This window comes from Anaerolineales bacterium (genome assembly GCA_003105035.1).
GTDB lineage: Bacteria > Chloroflexota > Anaerolineae > Anaerolineales > UBA4823 > FEB-25.
The window spans coordinates 223743-248998 of sequence record PQAL01000003.1 but is presented as its reverse complement, the minus strand read 5'-3'; the positions used below and the strand labels follow the sequence as shown (position 1 = coordinate 248998).

At 54.2% G+C, this 25256-nt stretch carries 21 protein-coding genes and 1 tRNA gene; 10 read left to right on the top strand and 12 right to left on the bottom strand.

From position 1 onward, the window contains the following. Positions 1 to 3 precede the first annotated feature (3 nt). Positions 4 to 957 carry a glycyl-radical enzyme activating protein gene (locus tag C3F13_02350; GenBank protein PWB56399.1) on the bottom strand — a complete coding sequence of 318 codons (954 nt, stop codon included), beginning with the start codon at positions 955 to 957 and terminating at the stop codon, positions 4 to 6. Continuing rightward, positions 954 to 3479: a hypothetical protein gene (locus C3F13_02345; GenBank protein PWB56398.1), complete on the bottom strand. Its 2526-nt coding sequence runs from the start codon at positions 3477 to 3479 to the stop codon at positions 954 to 956. Before C3F13_02345 ends, C3F13_02350 begins: the two co-directional genes overlap by 4 nt. 353 nt (positions 3480 to 3832) lie before the next feature. On the opposite strand from C3F13_02345, the gene C3F13_02340 reads away from it, so the two are divergent. Both C3F13_02340 and C3F13_02335 read left to right on the top strand, forming a co-directional pair. Beyond that, positions 3833 to 4210: a hypothetical protein gene (locus tag C3F13_02340; protein PWB56397.1), complete on the top strand. Its 378-nt coding sequence runs from the start codon at positions 3833 to 3835 to the stop codon at positions 4208 to 4210. Positions 4211 to 4709: 499 nt separating this feature from the next. Next, positions 4710 to 5768, top strand: coding sequence for a hypothetical protein (locus C3F13_02335; GenBank protein PWB56396.1), 1059 nt, complete (start codon positions 4710 to 4712; stop codon positions 5766 to 5768). A gap of 108 nt (positions 5769 to 5876) precedes the next feature. On the opposite strand, the gene C3F13_02330 is transcribed toward C3F13_02335, so the two are convergent. The 9 genes from C3F13_02330 to C3F13_02290 form a co-directional block, all read right to left on the bottom strand. After that, positions 5877 to 5949 (bottom strand) — tRNA-Glu (locus tag C3F13_02330). A 108-nt stretch (positions 5950 to 6057) separates the two neighbouring features. Then, on the bottom strand, positions 6058 to 7299 hold the full coding sequence (locus C3F13_02325; GenBank protein ID PWB56395.1) for an MFS transporter: 1242 nt from the start codon (positions 7297 to 7299) through the stop codon (positions 6058 to 6060). After that, positions 7292 to 8359 carry a vitamin K epoxide reductase gene (locus tag C3F13_02320; protein ID PWB56394.1) on the bottom strand — a complete coding sequence of 356 codons (1068 nt, stop codon included), beginning with the start codon at positions 8357 to 8359 and terminating at the stop codon, positions 7292 to 7294. The genes C3F13_02325 and C3F13_02320 overlap by 8 nt, the downstream gene beginning before the upstream one ends. 283 nt (positions 8360 to 8642) lie before the next feature. After that, on the bottom strand, positions 8643 to 9692 hold the full coding sequence (recA, locus tag C3F13_02315) for a recombinase RecA (GenBank protein ID PWB56441.1): 1050 nt from the start codon (positions 9690 to 9692) through the stop codon (positions 8643 to 8645). Positions 9693 to 9781: 89 nt separating this feature from the next. Further along, on the bottom strand, positions 9782 to 10981 hold the full coding sequence (locus C3F13_02310; protein PWB56393.1) for a hypothetical protein: 1200 nt from the start codon (positions 10979 to 10981) through the stop codon (positions 9782 to 9784). Positions 10982 to 11006: 25 nt separating this feature from the next. Next, on the bottom strand, positions 11007 to 13067 hold the full coding sequence (locus C3F13_02305) for a hypothetical protein (GenBank protein ID PWB56392.1): 2061 nt from the start codon (positions 13065 to 13067) through the stop codon (positions 11007 to 11009). A gap of 152 nt (positions 13068 to 13219) precedes the next feature. Beyond that, the gene (locus tag C3F13_02300; GenBank protein ID PWB56391.1) at positions 13220 to 13618 is read right to left on the bottom strand and encodes a hypothetical protein; all 399 of its coding nucleotides are present in this window, start codon (positions 13616 to 13618) and stop codon (positions 13220 to 13222) included. Positions 13619 to 13716: 98 nt separating this feature from the next. After that, on the bottom strand, positions 13717 to 15033 hold the full coding sequence (locus C3F13_02295; protein ID PWB56390.1) for a DUF1015 domain-containing protein: 1317 nt from the start codon (positions 15031 to 15033) through the stop codon (positions 13717 to 13719). A gap of 149 nt (positions 15034 to 15182) precedes the next feature. Beyond that, positions 15183 to 16034, bottom strand: coding sequence for a DegV family protein (locus tag C3F13_02290; protein PWB56389.1), 852 nt, complete (start codon positions 16032 to 16034; stop codon positions 15183 to 15185). 191 nt (positions 16035 to 16225) lie between these two features. On the opposite strand from C3F13_02290, the gene C3F13_02285 reads away from it, so the two are divergent. From C3F13_02285 to C3F13_02260, 6 genes are all read left to right on the top strand, one after another. After that, positions 16226 to 17548 (top strand): signal recognition particle protein, encoded by a 1323-nt coding sequence (locus tag C3F13_02285; GenBank protein ID PWB56388.1) that lies wholly within the window; start codon positions 16226 to 16228, stop codon positions 17546 to 17548. A gap of 137 nt (positions 17549 to 17685) precedes the next feature. Further along, complete coding sequence (locus C3F13_02280; GenBank protein ID PWB56387.1) at positions 17686 to 18033, top strand: 30S ribosomal protein S16; 348 nt, start codon at positions 17686 to 17688, stop codon at positions 18031 to 18033. Between the two features lie 105 nt (positions 18034 to 18138). Further along, a complete protein-coding gene (locus tag C3F13_02275; GenBank protein ID PWB56386.1) occupies positions 18139 to 18375 on the top strand; it encodes an RNA-binding protein in 237 nt (78 codons plus the stop codon). Then, complete coding sequence (gene rimM / locus C3F13_02270) at positions 18372 to 18944, top strand: 16S rRNA processing protein RimM (protein PWB56385.1); 573 nt, start codon at positions 18372 to 18374, stop codon at positions 18942 to 18944. Before C3F13_02275 ends, rimM begins: the two co-directional genes overlap by 4 nt. 2 nt (positions 18945 to 18946) lie before the next feature. Next, positions 18947 to 20056, top strand: coding sequence for a DNA-protecting protein DprA (dprA, locus tag C3F13_02265; GenBank protein ID PWB56384.1), 1110 nt, complete (start codon positions 18947 to 18949; stop codon positions 20054 to 20056). A 69-nt stretch (positions 20057 to 20125) separates the two neighbouring features. Continuing rightward, the gene (locus C3F13_02260) at positions 20126 to 22432 is read left to right on the top strand and encodes a type I DNA topoisomerase (protein ID PWB56383.1); all 2307 of its coding nucleotides are present in this window, start codon (positions 20126 to 20128) and stop codon (positions 22430 to 22432) included. A gap of 173 nt (positions 22433 to 22605) precedes the next feature. Here C3F13_02260 and C3F13_02255 read toward each other — a convergent pair whose 3' ends face one another. Further along, entirely contained in the window at positions 22606 to 23058 is a 453-nt protein-coding gene (locus C3F13_02255; GenBank protein ID PWB56382.1) for a hypothetical protein, read from the bottom strand. A gap of 497 nt (positions 23059 to 23555) precedes the next feature. On the opposite strand from C3F13_02255, the gene C3F13_02250 reads away from it, so the two are divergent. Next, positions 23556 to 24662, top strand: coding sequence for a hypothetical protein (locus C3F13_02250; GenBank protein ID PWB56381.1), 1107 nt, complete (start codon positions 23556 to 23558; stop codon positions 24660 to 24662). A gap of 162 nt (positions 24663 to 24824) precedes the next feature. Then, on the top strand, positions 24825 to 25232 hold the full coding sequence (locus C3F13_02245; protein ID PWB56380.1) for a hypothetical protein: 408 nt from the start codon (positions 24825 to 24827) through the stop codon (positions 25230 to 25232). Positions 25233 to 25256 lie beyond the last annotated feature (24 nt).

The following is a 25256-nucleotide window of genomic DNA, read 5'->3' as shown; positions in this document are numbered from 1 at the left end:
GGTTTACTCAAAGCGGGTTGCCCCGCTGGCGTGCACCCTCTCTGGGTGGTTGAATGCGTTTCTGGCGAGCTGTTCACAGTGCTTCACTTCAGCGGCGGTCATCAGCGGGGTGGAAGCATAATGCCACTGCAGGCCCAGGCGGGAGTACTGGTCACGGCACAGGTTGTTAAACGCGCATAATTCCCAGCATGAGACCGTCCCATCCAGTTGGTCGGTCAGGTAACGGCCGATGGCAGCTAGATTCTCTTCACTATCCGTCGCGCCCGGGATGAGCGGGGTACGGATCCACAGCTCAATCGGCTGGGCATGTTTCTTGATATAGCCCTGGATATGGCGCAGATTTTCCAGGATGTGTTGATTGCTGGCGCCGGTGAGCTGGCGATGCCGCTCGGGATCCAGAAGTTTGAGATCGAACAGGACCAGGTCAGTGAAGGGCAGCAGGCGGTCAAACGTACTTGCCGAAGTCAAGCCGCAGGTATCTAGGGCGGTGGAGATGCCCTGCTCCTTTAATCCTTTCAGCAAAGCTTCACAGAAATCCGGCTGGAAGGTCGGCTCGCCGCCAGACAGGGTGACACCTCCACCCGATTTAATATAAAAGGCGCGGTCTTTGTTCAATTCAGCCAGTGTTTCATCTACGGTGACATTCTTGCCTAGCAGCTCGCGCGCTCCAGATGGGCAGGCTTCAACACATTTACCACACGCCACGCATTTGGTCCGGTCAAAGACTAGGTCATCCCCGTCCAGGCTGATGCAACCATTGGGGCACACCCCCAGGCAGGTTTTGCACCCGATGCAGCGCACGGCGAACCATTGCGTTTGCGGCTGCATGAAGATGCTCTCAGGGTTGTGGCACCAGACACAGCGCAGTGGGCAGCCCTTAAAAAACACCGTCGTGCGGATGCCAGGCCCATCCTCGGTGGAGAGGCGCTGGAAATGCAAGATGTGGCCGGTGGTCATTTCATCTGGTGGCTTTCGCGGGCGATGATCTCGTTTTGCAGCTCCCGCCCAATCGAGGTGAAGTAGGCGTTGTAGCCGGTGACGCGCACCAACAGGTGGCGGTAGTTCTCGGGGTGATCCTGGGCGTCTCGCAGCAGGTCGGCATTGATCAGGTTGACCTGTAAGGCTGAGCCACCATTTTCGATGTAGCCCTTTAGGAAGGCTTTGAATTTCTCACGGTGCTCGGGGTCGCGCAGCATAGACGGGTTGAAGGTCATCGTGTGGCTGGCACCATTGGGTAGCAGGTTCAGATAATCATCCCAATCACCCTGGCCATCAGCAGCCTTGCCCCCCAGGGCTTTACCCACCGAGTTAACATTGGCGGTTGGCCCGTTGATATCGGCTCCGTTGGAAGGGCACACCGCGTTCGATAGGAATTTGCCGCACGGACGCCCATCCGGGCTGGCTGGCAGGATGAACGAATCGGCCACCCAGTAATTCCAAGACAGCATGCCAGGCCGGAATTGACGCCTGGTGGATTGGGTCTTGTACTTCCAGGTCTCATCAGTCCACAACTCCATCACCTGCTGCGCCATGGCATCCGCGGTGTCATCATCGCGACCGTACTTGGGGGCTTTGTGCAGGGCGCGTGCCTGCAGCACTTCATGTCCCTTCCAATTATCCTTGAGCGCTTGGATGAGGTCTGCCATGCTGCAGGCTTTTTGATCATAAACCAGGTATTTAATCGCCAGCAGTGAATCGACCGTGGTAGCATAGGTCACCGCTTCGATGGTCACAAAACCCAATTCTGCACCGCCCTCGGTGATATCCAGGCCCTTTTGGGCGCAGCCTTTCACCAGGCAGGAGAGGTATGGCGTGGGGGCGTAGCGCGCCCGCATGGATTCACTCTGCTCATACAGCTCTGCGATGCGCTTGATGATATGCTGGGTCTGAAGGGTGTATGCCTGCCAGAATTGCTCCCAGGTTTCAAAGTGAGTTGCCTCGCCCGTGTCGACGCCCCAGCGCGTGGCAGGGTCAGCTTTGCCGGTCATGGAGTCGGTAAACGGCAGCAGGTCATAACCTCCGGTCATGGCCAGCTCCACAGCCTTAAGTAAATTTAGGTTGGCGTCCACCGTGCCGCTACGATCGTTGCCGACCATGGTATTCTCCAGGCAGCCTACCGGAGCGTAATCAAAGACATTATCCTTGTGGATGAGCTGCTCCACACCTGATTTCCGGGCTTGCAACATCATGCCGGCCATCGAGCGCTCATCGAAGTTGAGCAGGAAGGGTGATCCCTGGCTGGAAGCGATCATTTCCACCACGTGATCGAGCAATTTTTCTGGTGAGCCACGGTGCAAACGCACGTTGGGCTTGGGTTCCAGGATGGGCGACATCTCATCGATCACATCCAACAAGGTGTAGGTGAGGTCGTTCGACATATCCTTGCCGCCCGCCCCCATCCCCGAGATAGTGAATAACTGTCCGTAACCAGCCGTAATGCCCTGGTTGCCGCCCGTGCGGATCATGCCATCGTAGGCGGTGTTGCAGTGCAGCCAGAAGCACTTCAGGATTTCCTTGCCAAACTCTGGGTCCATGCCCTCGCCGATTGATTTTTCCCACAGGGGGAATAGATACTGGTCCAGGCGTCCAAAAGAGTCTCCTGGGCCAGGGTAATTTTCGTCAGCCATGACCAACATGTGGGTCAGCCATAGCGATTGGACGGCCTCACAGAAATTCGCGGCGGGCTCCCAAGGCACGCGGGTGAGGTTATCAGCCATCTGCAGCAGCTCATTGCGGCGTTGTGGGTCAGCTTCCACATTCGCAAGCTCCTGGCATACTCGAGAATACTCCGCTGCAAGGTCGCGTGCCATGGTTGCCGCAGTCAGCATGGCCCGCAGCTGGGCACCTTTTTTACCTTGCTTGTCCGCCTGCGATAACGCGGCGTACGTAGAGGTTAGCTCGGAGTGGACAGCTTTCCAACCCTCGCGAATAATGCGCCCATAGTCCGGGATCAAGTGCCCGGAAGTGGCTCCTACATTACCGTAGCCGTGGTTGTGGAACCACAGCATGGCAGCCCGGCTGCCATTGGGACCATACACCAGCTTGTCGCGTTCCCTGGTCTCTTTTTCGGTCAGGCAGGCAGAGGTCTGGATGTTGAAACGGCCGCCCGCCAGCAGGTCACCAGGCAGGATTTCCTTGGGAAGGTAATGCACCATCACTTCACGGTTGAACCAGGCGCGGCGCTCGGGTAGTGACCACTTCCAGAAATCGGGGTGCAGGCTGACCGGACGAGCAATCTGGTTGAAGGATGAGCGGAAGGTCTGCAGGAATGTGTAGGTTTCGGGGACGATGTAAAACGTCAGCTCGTTGTATTGGAAATCCCAGGGGGTGCCGGTGGTCCAGGAGGTGTATTCATTGTTCCAGGCCCGCTTCACCCCTTGAAAATAGTAATCACGCAACCATTGGATGCGCGGCGAAAGGTTGGTAGGTGTCTTGATGGCGTAGCTTGGTGGAGCACAAACATCGGTGGTCATGGGCATTCTCCTTCCAGATATTCTGCGTCAGACTCAGCCCGTTGAGTATTTCGCATCGTTGCTTCAAAATTGCCTGTAAAAAAAACTCTGCACGGAGCTGATTGCCATTTGCCAGTTTCATCAAGTGCTTGTTGGACAGGTTATCGATCGATTTTCAAGAATTATATCGTTAAGAGAACCATCCTGAATGGTGTCGGGTAATCGAAGTAAATTATGGATTTTTGTTGCCTGGTATGGAATGTCTCTCCAAAACTCAAGTTTGAAACAGGATATAAAATACTAATAATGCGGATGAAGATCAGTCCATAGAGTAGATGGTGGACCTACAACCGAGGGAAATCTAAAGGTAGGAGAGAAGTATGCCGTACAAAATTGAGATCGAGATATTTGAAGGTAAAGGTGGGGAGTTACGTAAAGACAACGGCCGAATTATCTACCCCCGCAATTTTGAGGCACTTGGAATTTGTGCCTGGATGTACCGCGGCGATGGGGAAAAGAGCTATCAGGTTGGCCAGAAATTTCTCTATCCAGATGACACCGGAAAAATATGCCCCTGGCTGCTCAGCAGTATGGATCCCGTCATCCAGGTGCTACGGTTTGGAGGCACCCTGGGATGGCAATATAAAGGCACCCCTTACGAGAAGATAATCAACAAGAACGGGGTAACCACTGAGTATGTGCGTTGTATTGACCCGGCCTCGGGGATTGTTGTGAAGGTCATCCGCACAGAGGAATAGGAAAGCTTTACACACATAAAGATAATCGGATGTCTTTTTTAATTGCGTCAGGGGTGGGTGAGATTTACCGTGTTTAGCCTTTGGCTCGAGACGAACCTTACCGAGTGACCGCCTGATAAACCTCAAGCTCACCCCATTATTCTGAGATAAAAAATCTGCCTAAGAAGGCAGATTTGGGTGTGCCCCCAAGGGGGTGCTTGATAAACGGATAATACAAAGTTGAGAGGGGGTTAGTGCAGGATTCCGAATGTGCGATGCACTAGATCGAACTTTTTTTATTTGCAATGCAGGCACTTGCCTATTGTTTTCTGCTTTGCTATACTCATCAGTGAGGGTAGGCTGATCGACCATCGTTTCAAGTTTCACAGCCTGATACCCAATAATCTTTCCGGAAGCGGGCAGTGATAATGAAGTCCATAAGGAATTAGGCGGGCGGCTTGACTGCGCGTTAGGTAAAACCTTCCCAAACGAATACTTCACTAATAATTCAGGAGACCGCATGCAAAGAGAAGAGATAATAAGCATTTGCGACCAAGAAATTCTCTACACAGCATCCCAATTGTTCGGTGTAAAGATGGATGCCTTGAAATTGTTCGCCGGCTCTGAAGGTTGCGCAAACCTTGTGTACGAGTACGAACATGAAGGGCAACCCAGCATTCTGCGAATTTCCTTCCGTCCCGACAGAACTGCCGATCAGATTCGGGCCGAATTGCACTTTGTGGATTACCTGGCCGAGCATGGCGTCCGGGTTTCCAGGCCAATGCCATCTCAAAACGGCCGGCTACTTGAGACGATTCAAGTTCGAGGAATGCCACTGCACATCGCATCTTTTGTCAGGGGCAAAGGGATGCGGGTTCCAGACAATCACTATCGCTACCGCGAGGATGTGCCCATCGAAGAGTATTTTCAGAACTGGGGGTGGGTTCTGGGACAAATGCACGCCCTGGCAAAAGACTACCAACCGATAAACGAACAGGAAAAACGTCCTGAGTGGTTCGAGATCAATAGATCGAGATTGGTGATTGAAACGCAGGTGTCAGAGCGGTTTCCGGTTGTATGTGATCGAATTCAGTCTCTTCTGAAAGAAATTCGTTCGCTTCCGCGGGATCGGAATTCCTACGGCTTGATCCACGGCGATTTCAACGATGGCAACTTCATCGTTGATTATGATAATGGAGACATGACCGTTTTCGACTTTGACGATTGCGGTTACTTCTGGTTCATTTACGAACTGGCCTCAGCCTGGGAAGGTGGCATTGGCAGGATCATGTTCAGCGGTCTGGAAGAACGCAAGACTTTTATGGATCACTACATGGAACAGATCATGAATGGCTATGCTTGCAAGAATGAGCTATCTGTTGAGTGGATGGCGCGTTTACCGATGTTTGTGCAGTTGATTCAGGTTGAAGAGTTGTTGTATTACATTCAGTACATAGATGATCCCAACGAGAAAATGCAAAAGCGGCTGAGCTATAAGATCAAGTGTATCGAGAACGATCTGCCCTATATGGGCTTCTTTGATAGCATCTACTCACCTGAAAAGCCATTCTCGTTATAAGGTTTTGTATATTCGCCTGAAGCCGCATGAAACAAAAAAATACGGCCCGAAAACAGGGCACGACAGGGAAAATTGTACCGTATGGAATACGTGGTCTATATGTTCCTGTGCCCCCAACGAGGTTCGAACTCGTGTTTCGGCCTTGAGAGGGCCGCGTCCTGGGCCGCTAGACAATGGGGGCGAAAAGCGACGGAATTTTACCATCTCCCCTGGCCTACGTCAATTGCCAGGAATTGTTGCTTACCGTGAGGCATTGGCGCTTGGGGATGTTTTCACGAGCGACCAGGCTTTACTCCATTTGCCGCATCGCCGGCTGACGCCATAATACCCACAGGGCGAATAATAACAGGATGATGGCAGCGATGATCACGGTCCTTGGCTCTCCAATGACCTCAGCCGACCAGCCGGCAAGGAGTGAGCCAATCGGAATAGCCCCGAAGAAGAAGAAAGTGTAGACACCCATTACCCGACCGCGCATTTCGTCTGCGATGCGGGTTTGTACCATGGCATTCGAAAGGTTAACAATCACCATGAACGCAAAGCCCATAGCTGCCATGGCAACCAAAGAGGGAATTAACCAAGTTAATAGTGCAAACAGGATCATGCTGATGGGTAAGAGCAGGCTGTTCGCCAGCCATAATTTTCCCCGCCACCTGAAGCGGCCTAACGCAGCAATCATCAATGCGGCGACCAGGGATCCAAAGCCGCGCGCAGCCAGGAGAAAACCATTTGTTTTGGCATCGCCATTTAAAACGGTGGTAGACCAGGCGGGGATTAATGCAGTAATTCCCAGGCCGAATAATGTGGTAATAAAAAGGTTGGTAATTAACATCCTTACGGCCGAGTGGTTAACGACATACTTCAGGCCTTCTTTCATGTCACTGATGGCGCTCTTCGTGGTATCAATGGGTATGAAAGGCTTCAACTTCATCAGGAGCAGGGCAATAATCACCGCGATGAAAGAAATGCCATTGATCACGAAACACCACCCGGGTCCAACCGCGGCATAGATCAACCCACCGAGGGCTGGTCCGACCACGAATGCCAGGTTGAACATGGTTGAATTCAAGGCAATGGCATTGGTCATGTCTTCCCGGTCGACCATCTCGAGCACAAATGCCTGGCGGGCAGGTGCATCAAAGGCGTTGCTTATCCCCAACAAGAATGAAAGAACGATGATATGCCACGGCTGCACCAGGTTGGTAAAGGTTAGAAATGCCAGGATGAAAGCCAGGATCATCATGGAAGCCTGGGTGATCACCATCAGCGTTCGCCGGCTGACCCGGTCGGCGATTGCCCCAGCGTACAGCGTGAAAATCCAGGAGGGCAAACCGCTGGCAAAGCTCACGTAGCCCAGGTAGGCAGGTGATTTGGTCAGTTGGTAAATCAGATAACCTTGCGCTGCGGTTTGTGTCCAGGTGCCTACGAGGGAAACCAGCTGCCCGATAAACCACAGGCGGTAATTGGGATACTTCAGGGAGGCAAACGTACCCCGCACGTTGATCTGCCTGACCACGCTTACTTCACTCAACGGACTGATCCTCCTCGTCGGCGATTGCCAGCCATTGGGTAATCTGCGGCAAGCTGAGCAGCATTAAAACCGTGATGATGACCGCGGAGGTCAGGCACCAGATGCACACTGCGTGGATGACAAATAACTCCAGGTAGGTAAGGTACACAGAAAATAGTGTTCCGAACAGGGCCATCCCAAACATGACTGGTCCGGCAATACGAGAGAAGGAGTCATGGCGGGTGCGCCGCCACAGCCAGGCAACCAGGATGGCGATATACCCTACAGCCCCCACGAGGCCGATTGGAATGAGACCGAACAATTTGGCATACGGGCTGCTTTGCACGGTGTTGCAATCACCCACTGGCCCACACATGGCGCGCGTGTGGGTGATCTCCACATAGGTGAGATAAATTGCTGCCCCCAAGCCAATCAGGCTCAGCACCGGGATAGAGATTTCGAGCCATTTTTTTAGTGGTGGAACCGGCTTGCCTTGAAAGGCTCGCAAGATCAGAATAATCGATATGATCAGGGCAAGCAGCATGAAGACCATGATCACCCAGGCCATGCTCATACCGGTCGAATTTGCAACGGGTTGAACCTGTGTCGCTGTGGGCTGGGTCGGGTCGTATGCAGTGAAATCGATCCCATTAGTTGACATCTCGTTCAACAAGGGTATATCCGGGGTATCCAGCCCACCTGTAGCCAAGTATTGCTTCACCAGACCAGCCAACTTGGTGTTGATTTCGTCCGCCCCAATCAAAGGCGTCTGGTCGATCAGCAGAAATGGTACGGCCACCTGCTCCTTGGTCAGGCCGAAGGTTGCTCCCAGGGAATACAGGTTGTCGATATCTTTCAGGGTGGCAAGCTCAACTAGCAGGATGCTCAGTTGTGACTGGTATTGCTCCTGCAGTGGGGGGAGGGTATCGTTCATCACCTCGCTGCAATATGGGCAGCCCGGTGAGTAAAACAAGACAGCATGCACCACGGGTAGTTCGCCAGGCTCAGGCGAGGCTTTTACACCGCCTGGCAGGCTGAGGGCCAGCAGCAGGGTCACAACGAGCATTAACGCATTTTGCATATTCACTCCCGTTAAAAAATCATTCCCTCCGGGATTTGTAAATCAATTCCGAGGTGAAATTACCGAAATTATAATGCCTTTAAAATACTGGCGAATAAATATCCATTAATCTTTTGATATCACAACGCGGAGGAGCTTTTACAGCCCGGAACAGGACGTCCTTTGAGAAAGTTTGTCCTATAGCTCAGTTAATGGAGTACCACCGGAAAATAAATAGATACGCAATACCGTTGGCGTATTGCGTATCTGCGCATTTCTAAGTTGGTGATCAAGGGCTAAAATCTTACAGCTCGGCCTCGTTTTCAATTCCTTCTTCAGCTCCCGCGCCGAAGCCTAAGGCTGCCTCACCGCTGGCTGCTCGTTCTCTGACGGCCAATTCTATCTCGGCAGCCAGCTCCTTGTGAGCGCGCAGGTAATCCTTGGCGTTCTCGCGGCCCTGACCGAGGCGCAGATCACCATAGTTGAAGAACGAGCCTCGCTTGGTAATGATCTCCATGGCAGCTGCCAGGTCCAACAAGTCTCCGGCTTTGGAGATGCCTTCGTTATACATGATGTCAAATTCGGCTGTACGGAAGGGCGGAGCGACCTTGTTCTTAACCACCCTCACCCGGGTACGGTTGCCGATGATCTCTGCTCCCAGCTTGATCGACTGGATGCGCCTTACATCCAGCCTCACCGAGGCGTAAAACTTCAATGCCATGCCACCGGTGGTTGTTTCGGGGTTACCGAACATGATGCCGATTTTTTGCCGTAGCTGGTTGGTGAAGATCACCGAGGTGTTGGTTTGCTTGATGGCGCCCGAGAGCTTGCGCAGTGCCTGCGACATTAAGCGTGCTTGCATGCCCATCGTGGCATCGCCCATATCACCTTCGATCTCAGCTCGAGGCACCAGGGCGGCTACTGAATCAATAACGATCACGTCAATGGCCCCTGATCTCACCAGGGTTTCGGTTATTTCCAGCGCTTGCTCTCCCATGTCGGGCTGTGAGATCAGCAGGTTCTCCACATCCACCCCGCACCGGGCTGCATAGGTTGGGTCTAAGGCATGCTCCATATCAATATACGCGGCTGTGCCGCCCAGCTTTTGTGCTTCTGACACAATATGCTGGCAGATGGTGGTTTTCCCGGACGATTCCGGACCGTAGATTTCGGTAATGCGGCCGCGCGGGATGCCTCCCACGCCCAAGGCGATATCCAGGGAAAGGGAACCGGTGGGTATGGCTTCCACCCTTAGCTGGTGAGCTTCCCCAAGGCGCATGATCGAGCCATCCCCATAACGCTTGGTGATATCTCCCAGGGCTTTATCCAGAGCCGCCTGGCGGGCTTCATCCATTTCAGGTGGCGGTGTGCTTGACTTTTTAACCATGAAGCAACTCCTTAGTTCCGATTTATGTGCATAGTTTAGCACATATGTTCGAGGTGTCAAGGGATGGCGGCGCCTATGGCTACGCCTATGGGTGCCGGGGTGAAATCGGCACCGGGGGCAGGCGGTGATTCGATTTTAAAACCTTCGTACCCACGAAAGGTGAAGTAATTGATCACGCCCGCGCGGACCTCAATCGGGATGCTGAAATTCATGCCTCCGAAAGCGGTCCTGAGCAGGTAATTGCCGGCTGGCAGATCACCGATTACCAGGTTTTCCTGGTAGTATGGGTCGCTGTTCACTGCAGTTTTACCATAAGACCAGGCCAGCCAGTTTTGCTCGACCTGCGGGTCGGTGATGATTAGCTGCTGGTCATAGATCAGCTGGCCAACCGTATCGGTCATGCGGCCGGCGATGATTCCCCACCCGATGGGCGGTACTATCCAGAGCTCCGGATTGCGGGTGGTGAAGAAATTATTGTCGCCCACGCGTACCTCGAAGTGCAAGTGAGGTCCAGTAACCCTACCCGTCTCTCCCACCAGACCGAGCAGATCACCGGCTTCCACATGCTGCCCAACAACCACATCAATCTCGCGCATATGACCGTAGATGGTGTACAGACCTTGATTCAGGTACCCAAAATCGTGGCGAATGGTCACAGCCAGGCCGTACGGGTCTTTTGGGTCATAACCGCCCTGGAACACTCCGTAACCAGCCCAGACTACGCTACCAGGGCCAACCGCCATGATGGGGGTGCCGTTTGGCGAGGGGATGTCTACACCGGTATGGACGACATCTTCGAAGAATACCCCTCCATAGCGATAATCCGATACGGTCGGGTTCAGCTCCTTGGCGGCAATTGGGCTGGCAAAGTAAAAGTGATCAAACAGGCTGGGAGCCCACGGGATGGGGTAAAGCGGGGGCCGCCACGAATAAGTTACCTGGGGTTCAGGGGTTGGATTCACCAGCTTTATTGCGCCCGCCGAATCCATGACGATGGTGCTCGTATAAGGTGTTGGTGTGATGGCTAACTCGGTATCCAAGGCTGGGTCCCGGGTTGGTGTGGCGGGTAGCGTGGGGGTCGCAGAGGCGGGTGGTGTGCTGGTGAGCGTGGGGGCGATCGTCTCTACCAGGGTGGTTGGCTCGACATTCTGGCAGGCAGCCAGGCTTAATAACAATATCGTAATGAATAGCTTTAATCCAGCGGGGTGGTACCCCGAGACCTTTTGGAAGGTTTTAGCGGAGTTAAGCATGAGCATTCAGGAGCGGAGCCATGATTCCCACTCAGCCCCCAGGGGTGGTACTGATGGTTGGCACGGGATAGGGGGTAAAGGTAGGCCGTGGAGTAGGCGTGACTGTTGGGGTAGGCGAGACGTACCAGCGCAGGGTGGCGGTGGGGGTGCGGGAAGGTGGAATCACAGGCGAGGGGGTGATCATCACTTCGGGCGGGTAAATCTGCAGCATTGCTGAATGCCAGTCCAGCCCATCTGTGAAGGCAAATTCATTGAACAGTGCTGCCGGTGCGAAGGCTGTCCAGTTTGACAGCGCAGGCAATCGCTGCCATCCATAGGCTACCGCCCGCTCGGTGAAATCGATCCAATATCCACTTGGGATCGAGTCCATTCTGGCTCCCCCCTGTTCATAGGCGAGGCTGCTGCCATTGTTACGTGCTTCGAAGTTCCAGGGATGGTCGTGCAGGGGTATACCGGCAGAGCCGTCCTGGTAAAGGGCTTTGATATATACCCGCCAGTACGTTTCAGCACCGAAATCCTCCCGCATCACAGTAATCCAACCGGCGTTCATTGGCAGAGTGTTTAAGGCAAAGCCCCGTCCGGTATACAGCCAATCGTTTCCCATACCCGGGTCCAATGGCGTGGTGAGAGGTACATAGGCATTTTCCAGGCCGGACAGGATATCCCAACCCGAATCGCGGCCAATGCGCAGCCGTAATGCCTGGAAGCTCTCGTCTACTGCATCCTGCAAGTACGGGTTGGGGGCCAGCACATCATTAAGCACGATCAACTGGTATCTTCCCCCATTATCGCCAGGTTGGGGGGTCAGGGAGGGGACGAACAGGGCTGTGGGGGTAATTACCGCTGACTGCTGGAAGACGGTCTGAATGGGTGAACTCAGTGCAATATTGCCCCAGCTTATACCGTTAACCGATCCGGGTAGCTCGAGGGTCGGAAAGATGAGACCTCGGTAATGAACGGGGTAGGCGGTCAGATAGGTGCGGTTGGGCACCTCCAGGATGGTCAGGATAGTTTCGCCATCCGGACTCCAGGTGGGCCAGTCACCGCTCCCCAGGTTTATCGGTTTCGTGGCTGTGGGTAAGGTGCTGGGATCTCCAGGTAGTGAGAGATCCTGCAGGAATAGGCTATGAATGCCATCCTGTTCACCCACCCAGGCGATTGATTTTCCATCCGGCGACCAGACCGGGTGCGCATCGGCACTGTTCGGGTTTGAGCTGATATTTAGAAAGCGCTGTTCCTCTCCCTGGTCCAGGTCTGCCAGCCAGATATCATTCTCACCGCCCTGGCTGGAGACGAAGGCGATTTGCCTGCCACCAGGTGACCAGGCTGGACTGAAATCTGCCGCTGGATTTTCTGTCAGCCGGATAGTATCCTGGGATCTCACTACGGATTGGATTTCGATCTCCAGGTTGTCATTGAGATACGTTTCGTAAACCACCCATTGGTTGTCGGGAGACCATGCCGGGGCTGCGTCGTAAGCCAGGGTATCCGTCAGGCGGGTGATGTTCCCACTGTTCAGGCTGAGCAGATAAATATCCCAATACCCGCTGCGGCTGGAGGCGAACGCCACCGTTTGCCCATCCGGGCTGATGGCGGGGGTGATATCATCCCAGGGGCCCGAGGTGAGTCTGGTGAGCGGCAGGGGCTGACCTGCTCCACTTTCTTGAGGCTGATAGACGAACAGGTGGGTATTTCCGCCCTCATCCAATGCCAGGACAATTACCCCCTGGTTAAGGGTCAATGTGCTGATCGGTTGGGGGGTGGCAGTGGCTGGTTCGGGGGTGGATGTTACTGAAGGCTCGAGTGTGGGAGTGTCTGAAGGCAGTCGTGTGGGGGTAATTGTGGCAGGCAGTTCGGTCCCGGTCGGCACAGCCGTGGGTGTTTCGGAGGCGAAGCCGAGGCTAGCCAGCCATGAAAAGCCGGGTTCTTGCAATAGCCGTGTAGTCAAATAAACCAGGCCAATCAGCACGAAAAGGTTGAATAACACCAGGAACAAGATGCCCGTTGGGGTGATGCGAATCGTCCACCCAACCCCGCGGCGCCTGGAGCGCGGCGAGCGGGATGGGATTGGTATTTCTGTTTGGCTGGTCATAAGTGAAATCCAGGTTTATTTTACCCGATGCAAGAAGTATGCACGGGCGGAAACCTCTTTATGGCTTTTATGCCCGCAAGTACTGTGGAATTGTGTGTCTTCACTCGATATTGATTGCTACAGTCCCAATCAGCTGATGATCACAGGTACTTTCAGGGTACCTGTTCCGGTAGGCAAAATTTTGTCCGCTGCCGGTCCACGATCAGTGGCTCGGGAAGGGGAATATCGATGGGTGAGCTGGTGGCTTCCGGCAGTTTCTGATAGTACACGACCGCCTCAACTGAATACTCACTTCCCGGCTGAGGCTGTCGTAAATGCATGGTGAATTCCAGCTCGTTAAGCATCGTCTCCAGGATGCTGATATGGGCAGCCTGGTTACCGTCAATAGTTGAAATGGTCACTTCCACGCATGGCCTTTTCTGGAAGGGCGTCAGCATGAGGCGGATTTTTACCCGCCCGCTATGACCGGCAGGGAAAACCTGCAGCTCCTGCAGGCGCACATCCTCTGGCGGGAACCTGACTTCGTTCGGATCCTGAAAAAAAGGGTTCATATTATTGTAGAAATCGTCACCTGCTGCTCAGGCTACCCTGGCTCGATGCGCATGTCGGATACTTGACATAACTGGTCCTTCATCTGCCCCTTGCCTAGTCAAGCAATTTTTCGGCACTCCATGTAGAAACGCTTCTCATAGGCTTCTCCCATGGAGAAAGTCTTACGGGGCAGGGCACCGTCCAGAATCACGGTTTTATACAGGTCACTTTTATCCATGCCGGGCAGATAGAATGCTGTATGCCCTGGCAGTGCGCCCAGCTGGCACACCACCTCTTCACCGTGGACATAGTCAATTTTTTCTGCCCCGCCTTTTTTCATAAATTCATCTAGGAAGATCTGCAGGGTGCCTACGGGTAAGTTGGAGGCGGGGTTGCTGATTTCCAACACACCGCAACCCTGGGGAGAGATTACCCCAATCGTCTGGGGTCTACCCGTCGCCTGGTTCACCTTGTCCATCATCTCAGCCTGGTCATCGCAAGCGATATAGGAGCAGCCTGGTTGATAGCAGCGCTGCAAGTCGCCCAGGAGGTCTTGCTTCAGCCCGAAAATCACCCGGTGGATCGGTGCGAACTCCAAGCCCTCATCGTGGACATTCTCGATTTCCACTAAGGCAAATCTTGAGGGGTGGTCCATCCCCACGCTGGCCTTGTTCTTCTCCCAGATGGCCTTGGCGGTAGCCAGCGAATGGTTGCCATCGCCCATGGCGAAGAGCAGTACGGGTTGGTTCCCTTCCAGATCATATTTCTTCCGGAAAACTCCCGGATCGGCCAGGCGCTCCAGGGCGGCGATTACCCCACCTTCGATTTTCGGCTCATTTACCAGGTATCCGTTCAGGTGGCCGGAGCCAGCCATTAGCTCAAAATCATACAGCTCTTTCAGCTGGGCCTTGGCTTTTCCCACCGGCTCGATCACTGAGCGGTCAGGGTCGTCAATCAGCACCAGGATATGCGGCAGCTCGAGCTGGGCACCTTCCCGGATGCGCATGCGCGGCGGCAGTCGTTCGATGATAGTCCCCTCGGTGGCGCGGATGAGTGAGTGCGAGCCCTTGTTGTAATCATATTGCTCCAGGTCAAGGGCGAGCACCAGCCCGCGGCGTAATTTGCCTCCCACCTGCCGTTCAACGTACACCAGGCCCGAAAATGGCCTCAGCAGGTCACCGGCCAGATAATCCGTCATGCTTTGCTGGATGTGCCGGATCCGCTCTTCCGCTCCAGGCTGCTCGAGATACACCTCCGGGAAGATCATGTTGAGAGTCGAGGGGGCGCTCCCAACGACTTCTTCAACCTTACACCAATACTCCGGCTGCGAAGTGAATTGGTCGCAAGCGATCACAGCCCATTTTGTCAGGTCTATCCCCGGGCGCGGCAGGTATACATCCGGGAGCTGTACGGCAAGGTGGGGATACGTTTTCATTTGGCCTCCGCAACACGCATGGTTATGCGTTAATTGTACCAGCAGCTTTGCTGGATAAGCCGTGTGCTCATCAAATCTTCCCAGAAAGGTTTTTCATAAATAAAAAGCCGCGGGTGGCAATACCCGCGGCGATTGACCTGCCTGTTGGATTACATTCCAGCCATGAAAGCCAGCCCAACCGTTCCAGGCCCGGCATGTGTGCCGATCACCGGGCTGACCTCGGAAAAGATACTCTCCACAGCGCCTAACTTTTGATTAGCTTCCTCGAGCACAATCCGGGCATCCTCCGGGGAATTGGCGTGCAAGGTAGCCAGACGGACGGGTGTTCGCCCACCGATTTGCTGCTCCACCAGCTCGATGATGCGGCTGAGCGATTTTCGGCGCGTTCGCACACGTTCCACGGCTTCCACGGCCCCGTTACGTACTTCCAGAATGGGTTTTATATTCAAAGCAGTTCCCAGGAAGCGGCTACCGGTGCCAATCCTCCCCCCGCGGTGCAGGAATTCAAGCGTGTCTACGGCAAAGTACACCCCAGTGAGTTTGGTCGCCTCCTGAGCCAACCGTACGCATTCTGGTAAGCTGGCGCCTTGTTCAATCGCCCTGGCGACCGTCAATACGTGAAATCCCATGGCCATAGCCGTGGTGTTGGAATCGCAGATTTCGATGGGTGCATCAGCCGGGAGCATGGCCTTAGCCTGAACAGCTGAGTTAATCGTCCCCGAGAGCTTGTCGGCAATCAGGATAGCCAGCACCTGATACTCCTGCTCAAGCAGCCGCTGGAAGATTTCTTGAAATTTCGTCACGGTCACCTGTGAGGTGGAAGGCATGACGGTGGCCTTTTTCAAGCGTGTGTAAAATTCCGAAGGCAGGATATTTACCCCGTCTTCGAAGCTCTCTTCGCCCCAGATCAGTATCTGCGGGGCGACATTGATTTGATATTTATCGACCAGATCCTTGGGAATATAACTGGTGCTGTCGGTGACAAGCGCTATTTTAGACATTTTGTTTTCTCCTTGGCGAGGATATTTGTTTAATCAAATATATATCTAATTGTGGTATAACCCATAGCTGCCCTTATAGTTGCGTTACCTGGCGGCATGGCTAAAGCTATTCAATATTTGTCCATTTCGGCTGGACTCTCTTCATTATCTACTCTTGACCATTCCACGCTTAGGCGCTAAAATGCAGTCCTGTGTTTGAGAACCTGACTGAACGCTTGAATAATGTATTCACGCAGTTACGCCGCCGGGGAAAGCTCTCGGCGGCTGACGTTGATATCGCCATGCGTGAAGTCCGCCTGGCTTTGCTCGAAGCCGACGTCAATTATGGCGTGGTGAAGGATTTTATCGCCCGCGTCCGTGAGCGCTCAATCGGTGTCGAGGTTTCCAAAGCGCTCAACCCGGCTCAGCAGGTGATCAAAATTGTCAATGAGGAGCTGATCAACACCCTTGGAGCGCCTGAGCGCCTCAATCTGGCTGGGCCTCGTCCGGTGGTTGTCATGCTGGTAGGCCTGCAGGGTTCAGGCAAGACCACTGCAGCCGGCAAGCTGGCTCGCCTACTCCGCTCACAGGGTGAGCGCGTGATGCTGGTGGCGGCTGATCCTTACCGACCAGCAGCGGTCAAGCAGCTTGAAACCCTGGGTGAGAAGCTGGGCGTACCGGTATATTTTGAAGCAGGGGTGAAGCCACCCGACCTGGCATGGCGCGCCCTGGATAAAGGACAAAAAGGTGGCAGTACGGTCTTATTATTAGATACGGCAGGCCGTTCACAGCTTGATAATGCCCTCATGGATGAGCTGACTGCCATCAGCAAAAAGGTTCACCCGGTTGAAACCTTGCTGGTGGTTGACTCGATGATTGGTCAGGAAGCGGTGAATATCGCCAAGGGTTTCCGTGAAGCTATATCGCTCACTGGCTTGATCCTGACCAAGATGGACGGCGATGCCCGGGGTGGTGCGGCGATCTCCATCCGCTCCGTCACAGGTGTGCCGATCAAATATATCGGCACAGGCGAAGCCATGGATGCCATCGAAGTTTACGACCCGAACCGCCTGGCTTCCCGCATCCTGGGCATGGGAGATGTACTGGGTCTGATTGAACGGGCCGAGGCTGCCTTTGACCAGCAACAGGCTCAAAAGGATGCTGAGCGCATGATGGCTGGCGAATTCTCGCTTGAGGATTTTGCCAACCAGCTCAGGCAAGTACGAAAGATGGGGCCGATCGCCCAGGTGCTGGAAATGCTGCCTGGCGGCATGGGCCAAATGGCTCGCCAGATTGACCCTAAGGATGCCGAAAAACAGCTTAAAATGACGGAGGCCATCATTAACTCGATGACCCCCAAGGAGCGCCGCTTCCCGGACGTGCTGAATGCCAGCCGCCGCCGGCGCATTGCTAGCGGCTCTGGGACACAGGTCCAGGATGTTAACCGCCTGATCAAGCAGTACCGTGAAGCGCAGAAGCTGTTTAAAAACATTAAGAAATCTGGCATGCGTGGGATGCCACGCTTGTTTGGATAACGGTACGGGAGCACCCGTATCGTCTGGGGATTTACCCCGGTGGCCGCGTCCCTTCCGCGCCCTTTCATTTCACCGGGTACGATACCCAGGAACACTGACTACAAACATTATTTAGATTGAAGGAGATTGGTTTCAAAATGGTACGTATTCGTTTACGCCGTGTAGGAGCAAAAAAACAGCCCAGTTACCGCATTGTCGCGGCTGACATTGAACACCCCCGCGATGGGCGGTTCCTGGAAATCCTGGGGTTCTATAATCCCCGGACCCAGCCTGAGACGATCGAGCTGGCAGAGGATCGCATCTATGACTGGATCAGCCATGGTGCCCAGCCCAGTGAATCGGTAAATAAGCTGTTCCGAACCAGCGGTTTGCTGGATCGCTTTGTGCGTTACAAAGCTGGTGAACCACTTGAGGTTTTGCTGGCAGAAGCCAAAACGGCCCAGGATGCCCGCCAGCTGAGCCGACAGACCAGCCAGCGCAAGTAAGCACCCGCCAGGGTTCTAGCAATTCTCCGGGTGGTTTCGGACGCTTATGGGCCATGGTGATGGTCGCCCTGACTCGCCATGCACCCAGGGATCAAGGAGTATGGGATGAAAGAGCTCATCGAATTTATTGCCTCCTCATTGGTGGATGACCCTACCCAGGTGCGCGTCAGCCAGGAGCAACATGGGGGCAAAATTTATCTGAAGCTGAAAGTTGCCAAGGAAGATATGGGGCGGGTGATTGGCAGGCAGGGACGCGTGGCAAACGCCATGCGTATGCTGCTCAACGTATCCGCTTCTCGCACAGGCAAACAGGCTTATTTGGACGTTGAAGATCCGCAATGACACGCAAGCGTTCTGCTTCAGCGCCCTTGAACGCTGCAGGCTCGCCACTGCCCGGCGAGCCTGCGTTCTTAGCAGTGGGTAAGCTCCGGCACCCCCACGGGGTTCGTGGTGAGATCCTGATGGAGGTGTACACCGACTTTCCCGAGCGCCTTCGGCCAGGCACGCTTCTCTACTTGGAAAAACCTACCGGCGAGGTGACCCTGCTGAAATGCCGCCCACACCATCAAGGCCTGCTGCTCACCCTTCAAGGCTATACCACCCCGGAAGAGGTAGGTGTGCTGCGCAACCGGATCTTGTATGTGAGGCAGGATGACCGCCCGGCCTTAGAAGAAGGCGAGTATTACCATCACGAGCTGATCGACCTGCGGGTCATCAGCGATGGCGGCCTCAGCCTGGGCGTAGTGACCGAGATCCTCGAGGCACCTGCCAGTGATGTGCTGGTGGTCCGCCCTGAGGCGGGGCCGGAGGTGCTCATCCCGGTCAACGATACCTTTATACAGGATATTGACCTGGAGGCTGGTGAGATAACCGTGCACCTTATCCCCGGGATGCTCCAGGAGGAGCCATAAGCTTGGTTGACCCGCGCCTGTACTGGATAGGCCTCAACATGGTCAAGGGCATTGGTGCAGTGCGCTTCAAGGCCCTGTTGGATGTCTTCGGCTCTGCCGAATCTGCCTGGAATGCCTCCCCCGAAGCCCTGCAAAGTGCCGGGCTAAGCCAGAAAATTGTCGCATCCTTCCAGAGGTTTCGCAAGGATGTCGACCTGGAGCAAGTTTGGGAGCGCATCCAGTCTTTAGGGGTGCAGGTACTCACCTGGGAAGACGAGGCTTACCCGTCTCATCTGAAGGAGATTGACCAGCCGCCACCGGTGCTCTACGTGAGGGGTTCCCTGCAGGCGGAAGATGAATGGGCGGTTGCCATCGTTGGAACGCGCAAGGTGACGGCATATGGACGTCAGGTGGCTGAGGATGTTGCCACGGTGCTGGCGCATAGCGGTGTTACCGTGGTGAGCGGGCTGGCGCGTGGTGTTGATTCGGTGGCTCACCAGGCAGCCCTCAATGCCGGAGGACGTACCCTGGCAGTGCTGGGAAATGGTGTCGACCAGGTCTACCCACCCGAGAATCGCAAGCTGGCTGCCCAGATCATGGAACACGGTGCCCTGATAAGTGATTACGCCCTTGGCACCCAACCTGATGGGGTGAACTTCCCGCCCCGCAACCGCATCATCTCCGGGCTTTCTTTGGCAGTGATTATCGTGGAAGCCGGAGAGACTTCCGGAGCGCTCATCACCGCCACTTTCGCTGCCGAGCAAGGACGCGATGTGTTTGCCGTGCCCGGGAACATCACTGCCCCACAGAGCAAGGGAACTAACCGGTTGATCCGCGATGGCGCTCAGCCGCTGCTTAATCCACAGGATGTGCTGGAAGCCCTCAACCTGACCATGGTTACTGAGCACCAGGCAGCGCGTGTGAGCCTGCCTACCGATCCGGTGGAGGTCAGCCTTTACAAGCTGCTCTCGCAGCAGCCCATGTACGTGGACGAGATCCGCATGCAAGCTGGCATGCCCATTGAGACCGTCTCAGCCACCCTGGCAATGATGGAGCTAAAGGGCATGGTACGCCAGGTGGGTGGCATGAATTACGTTGCGGTCAGAGAAGAAACTGGAAATTACGAAGCCTGAGGCTATCTTTGCATCCGCTTGGATGCTATTGATATTGGAAATTGTTGTTAATGAACCAGGAGGTTTACTTTGGATGCTTATTGTGTAAAATGTCGCACGAAACGCGAGATTACAGATCCCCAGCCGGTCTTTACCACTAACGGTACCCCGGCTTCGAAGGGCACCTGCCCGGTGTGTGGGACGACCCTGTTCCGCATGGGCAATACCCCAGCCCACGAAGGCTTGATCGCTCCCAAGAAGGGTGAAAACCGCAAGGGCAAGCTGGTCATTGTCGAAAGCCCTGCCAAAGCGCGCACAGTAGGGCGCTTCCTCGGCAAAGGCTACACCGTCAAGGCCTCGGTGGGGCATGTGCGCGACCTGCTGCATTCGCAGCTTTCGGTGGACGTAGAGCACGACTTTGCCCCCAAATACCGGGTGCCTAATGAGAAACGCCCAGTGGTTAAAGAGATCCAGGCCCTGGCTAAGTCACATGCTGAGATCTACCTGGCTACCGACCCCGACCGCGAGGGCGAGGCGATTGCCTGGCATTTGCTCGAGTCAGCCAAGATCGAGCAAAAACGCACCCAGCGCGTGGTGTTTCACGAGATCACTGAGCCCGCCATTGCCGAAGCGTTCGCTCACCCACGCGGCATCGACATGGATCTGGTGGATGCCCAGCAAGCCCGCCGTATCCTCGACCGTTTGGTAGGCTACAACCTGAGCCCGCTGTTATGGCGCAAGGTACGCAGCCGCCTCTCAGCCGGGCGCGTCCAGTCGGTGGCATTACGCCTGGTGGTTGAACGCGAGCGTGAGATCGAGGCTTTCAATCCAGTCGAGTATTGGTCGATCGCTGCCGAGCTGCGCCCTGAGAAGCTCAAGGAAACCTTTATTGCCAAGTTGGCCAAGGTCGATGAAGCCGACCCTGTGCTGGGGAAACAGGCAGAAGTCCAGCCGATCCTGGAGGACATGGAAGCTTCGAGCTATATCATTTCCAGGATCAAGCGAGGCGAGCGGCGGCGCAAACCCTCCGCGCCCTTCACCACCAGCACCATGCAGCAGGAAGCCTCCCGCCGCCTGGGCTATACCGCCCGGCGCACTATGGCATTGGCCCAGCAACTTTACGAGGGCATTGACCTGGGTGAAGGTGCCGTGGGCCTCATCACTTATATGCGTACCGACTCGACTAATGTGGCCGAGACTGCTCAGGCGGAAGCCAGGGAATTTATCGCCGAGCGATACGGGAATAGCTTCCTGCCCCCTGAACCGCCCAAATATGCCACTAAAGCCAAAGGCGCCCAGGAAGCACATGAGGCTGTCCGCCCGACTTCCGTCATGCGCCAACCCGACAGCATCAAGGAGTTCCTGAACCGCGATCAGCTCAGGCTGTATCAATTAATCTGGCAGCGCTTCGTTGCCTCCCAGATGGAATCAGCCGTATTCGACACCCTTTCGGTGGAAGTGACTGGAAAATCTCCTGCACACGAGTACCTGCTGCGCGCCTCCGGTTCAACGGTCAAGTTCGTTGGCTTCCTGGTGGTGTATGAAGAAGCCAAAGATGAAGACCAGGTTTCGGAAGAGGAGGAGAATGCCCGCATCCCGGCCGGCATTGCCGAAGGTCAGAATCAGAAGCTGGTGAAATTACTCCCAGAGCAGCACTTCACCCAACCCCCACCTCGCTACACCGAAGCCACCCTGGTGCGCACCCTGGAGGAGTATGGCATTGGTCGACCTTCCACCTACGCACCCATCCTAGGCACCATCCAGCAGCGCGGTTACGTAGTGCGTGATGCCAAGCGCCTTTCCCCCACCGAGACCGGCGTGCTGGTGAACGATCTGATCACCGAGCATTTCCCCGAGGTGGTAGATTACGGTTTCACCGCTAAAATGGAAGAAGACCTTGACCTGATCGCCGAAGGCAAGCGTGATTGGGTTTCTTCAATACGAGAATTCTACGAGCCGTTTGCCGAGCAGGTAGTATTGGCTGAGAAGCAGATGCCCGAGTTGAATATGGGTCCTGAACCCATCGGCAGGATGTGCCCTGACTGTGGCAAAGAGCTGGTCATTCGCTACGGGCGCTATGGCAAGTTCATTAGCTGCAGCGGATTCCCCGATTGCCGCCATACCGAAGCCTGGCTGGAGAAGATCGGGGTAACCTGCCCAAAGGACGGCGGAGATATCGTGTCCCGTAAGACCCGTAAAGGCCGCACGTTCTATGGCTGCGCCAACTACCCGAGCTGCGACTTCACTTCCTGGAAGTTGCCCCTCTCTCACCACTGCCCTGAGTGCGGAGGCATGCTGGTGGTGGCTAATAAGAATCAAGCCCAGTGCTTGTCATGCGAAACAGTCTTCCCCCTTGACCAGGTCACTGTGGAAGAGGCCGTCGAAGTGGAGAAATAAAACTGAAGTTACACCCGGATAGAAGTTAATTTTTGAAGAGACGTCTCATTGGGGCGTCTCTTCGTTTATCCCTTTTTAGTATAAATCCTATATATCTCGAAAGTCCCCGGGAAAACAAGAACGATCAGGCCACACACGCTAAAGTTACCAGGGTAGTCAGGTTGATACGCCAGTCAGGCGCGTAAAGCGCATTTGTTCCCCCATGGGTCGCCCACCTTCTGCAAGGGTGGCACTGTGAAGCAAAAAATCAAGGAATGGCATCCATTAACTTCCGGCCTGACCCAGTGCAACAAAATATTCGGTGGATAATATAAGGCTGATTGTGCGTTGGCGACCAAAGGCTGGCCGGTCAGCTCATAAGGGTTCCAAAGTGGGAAACTGCCCGTAGCTTGGGCAGCTGCGTAAGCCAGGTTATGCCATGGATAAAACTGCAGGATATCATCGCCCAGTAAACCATTGGAATCCTTTCGGCCGTCCACAACCCCCTGCCAGGCAGGATAGTTGGATAATACATCGGCGGGTAATAAGGTTCGTTGCGGAACCACTGCCCCTCCAATCATTAAAAGTGGAAGCAGTACGATGATAACTAATGGGAGCAGATCAGTGTTCCAGCCCTTATTACGCATAAATTTTCCAAGATGTCATTTGGTAAATCAGGATTAGTATAATTCAACTCAAGGGAGAAAGGGCAAATTTGGTTAATCCTGGCTGGTGTGCGTAGCTAAGCATTTAATAAGGTAGAGGCGTCCACATGGGCGCCTCTACGATAATGCCTCACCTACATTCCCACGTCCCCGCTCAGCGGCGCTGAACACGCTGACGTACGTGCAAGAATGCGGTGTAGCTTCATGTTAACACCCACCAGTCCTCGAAACAGTCTGTTAAACATTAGAAAGATCGAATTAAGTGGTTGCCACACCCTGTTCCCGAGAATTTCCGCATAAAAATATTATGCATTTCTACTTCTGTGCTATCCACCTGGCATTTCTCTTGCAACTTCTCTGCATTGGTCAAAGATAGTTGCATTTTTCACCACATTGGTCTAAAATTAGAACCGTTGTACTCATCCTTACTTGAAATTTTGCCTATCTTCCCATTAGAATTTTAGGCCAGGAGATTAGCCATGGACGATAATCAGCTGGATCAATTACAGATGGATCAACCTCCAACACCGCAATCCCTAGCCGACCAGGCGCGTGAGTATGCCCAGAAACCACTGGTGACTGGTATCCTAGGCCTGGTGGTGGGATTATTTGTCGGGTTGGTGGTATTAGGCTGGTGGTTGTGGCCTGTCCAGTGGTATGATGCTGCCCCCTCTAACATGCACCCCGGTTACCAAGACTGGTGGATGCGGATGTCGATCATTTCCTACGGCGCCACAGGTGATGCCGCCACCGCTAAAGCCGAATATGACGCCCTGGGGGAATTTGGACCGACTGTCCTGGCAGCGGTGCAGTCTTCACCCGGTAATATCGACCCTAATCTGATTGTTCAATACGGTGCTGCGGTTTCAGCCCCCGCCCAACTACCTGCACAAACCACCGCACCCGGTGTGATACCTACCACCACCGCACCAGGTGTAGCACCCACAGCTGCCGGGACGACTACTGGAAAATCCAACCTTGGCACTTTGCTGATCGTGTTTTGCGTGATCACCCTCCTGGTGGGTGCCGCGCTTGTAGCTTATCTCGTCCTACAGAACCGCAAGAAGAATGCCCCTACTGCCCCCAGTATGGAAACAATCTCGTCCGAAGAAGTGGCCCCAACTGAGTGGACCAATTACCCGGCGACCTCCGAGCAAGCCCCCATGGTGCAGTTTATGGCTTCCTATAAGGCCGGCGATGACCTGTTCGATGACTCATTCAGCATCGATTCGCCTTCAGGTGAATTCCTGGGCGAGTGTGGTGTGGGGATTTCCGAGACCATCGGGGTAGGTGTTCCCAAGAAAGTCACCGCTTTTGAGGTCTGGCTGTTCGACAAGAATGACATCCAGACGGTGACCAAGGTGCTGATGAGCGATCACGCCTTCAACGACCCGACCATTCGCCAGAAGCTGGAAGCCAAGGGTGAGCCATTCCAGGCTGTTGCCGGTGGGCAAACGATCCTGGAAACTGCCACCTTGCGATTGGTGGCACGTGTGGTCGACATGGCTTACGGCCAGGGCGCCATGCCCGAGAACAGCTACTTCGATTCGCTGGTGCTTGAGCTGGCTATCTGGCAGAAGCAGTAATATACCCATCAACTCGCTAAAGAGTGGACTGGCGTTGACTGGTCCACTCTTTTCATTTTCTCATAGTAACATACTGTCATTTTTAATGAAAATGTGAAATACTAAGTTGGGCTTACAGAATTTTTAGAGGGTTAATCTGAATTCATTTGGCTGGAGGAACCCATGTCCGAATTAAAAACAAAACCGAGTGAAGCCAGTGTTGAAGAATACCTAAATACAATTGAAGACGTAACCAAACGAAATGATTCATTTGTTATTTTAGAGATGATGCGGCAAATCACTGAAGCAGAACCCAGGATGTGGGGTTCCAGCATTATTGGCTTTGGTGATCGGCATTATCGCTATGAAAGTGGACGCGAAGGTGATTGGTTTCTGGTGGGTTTTTCACCTCGCAAGGAGAACCTGACTCTTTATTTGACCTTCGGAGGTCTCCAGGATATTAAATTGCTGGATAAGCTAGGGAAATATAAGACCGGGAAAGGCTGTCTCTATCTTAAGAGATTGCGCGAGGTTAATATAGACGTGTTAAAAGAGTTGATCATCCTGAATGTTGAAAAAAATTCAGGTTGATGATTTTATCCAACCAAGTCAAAC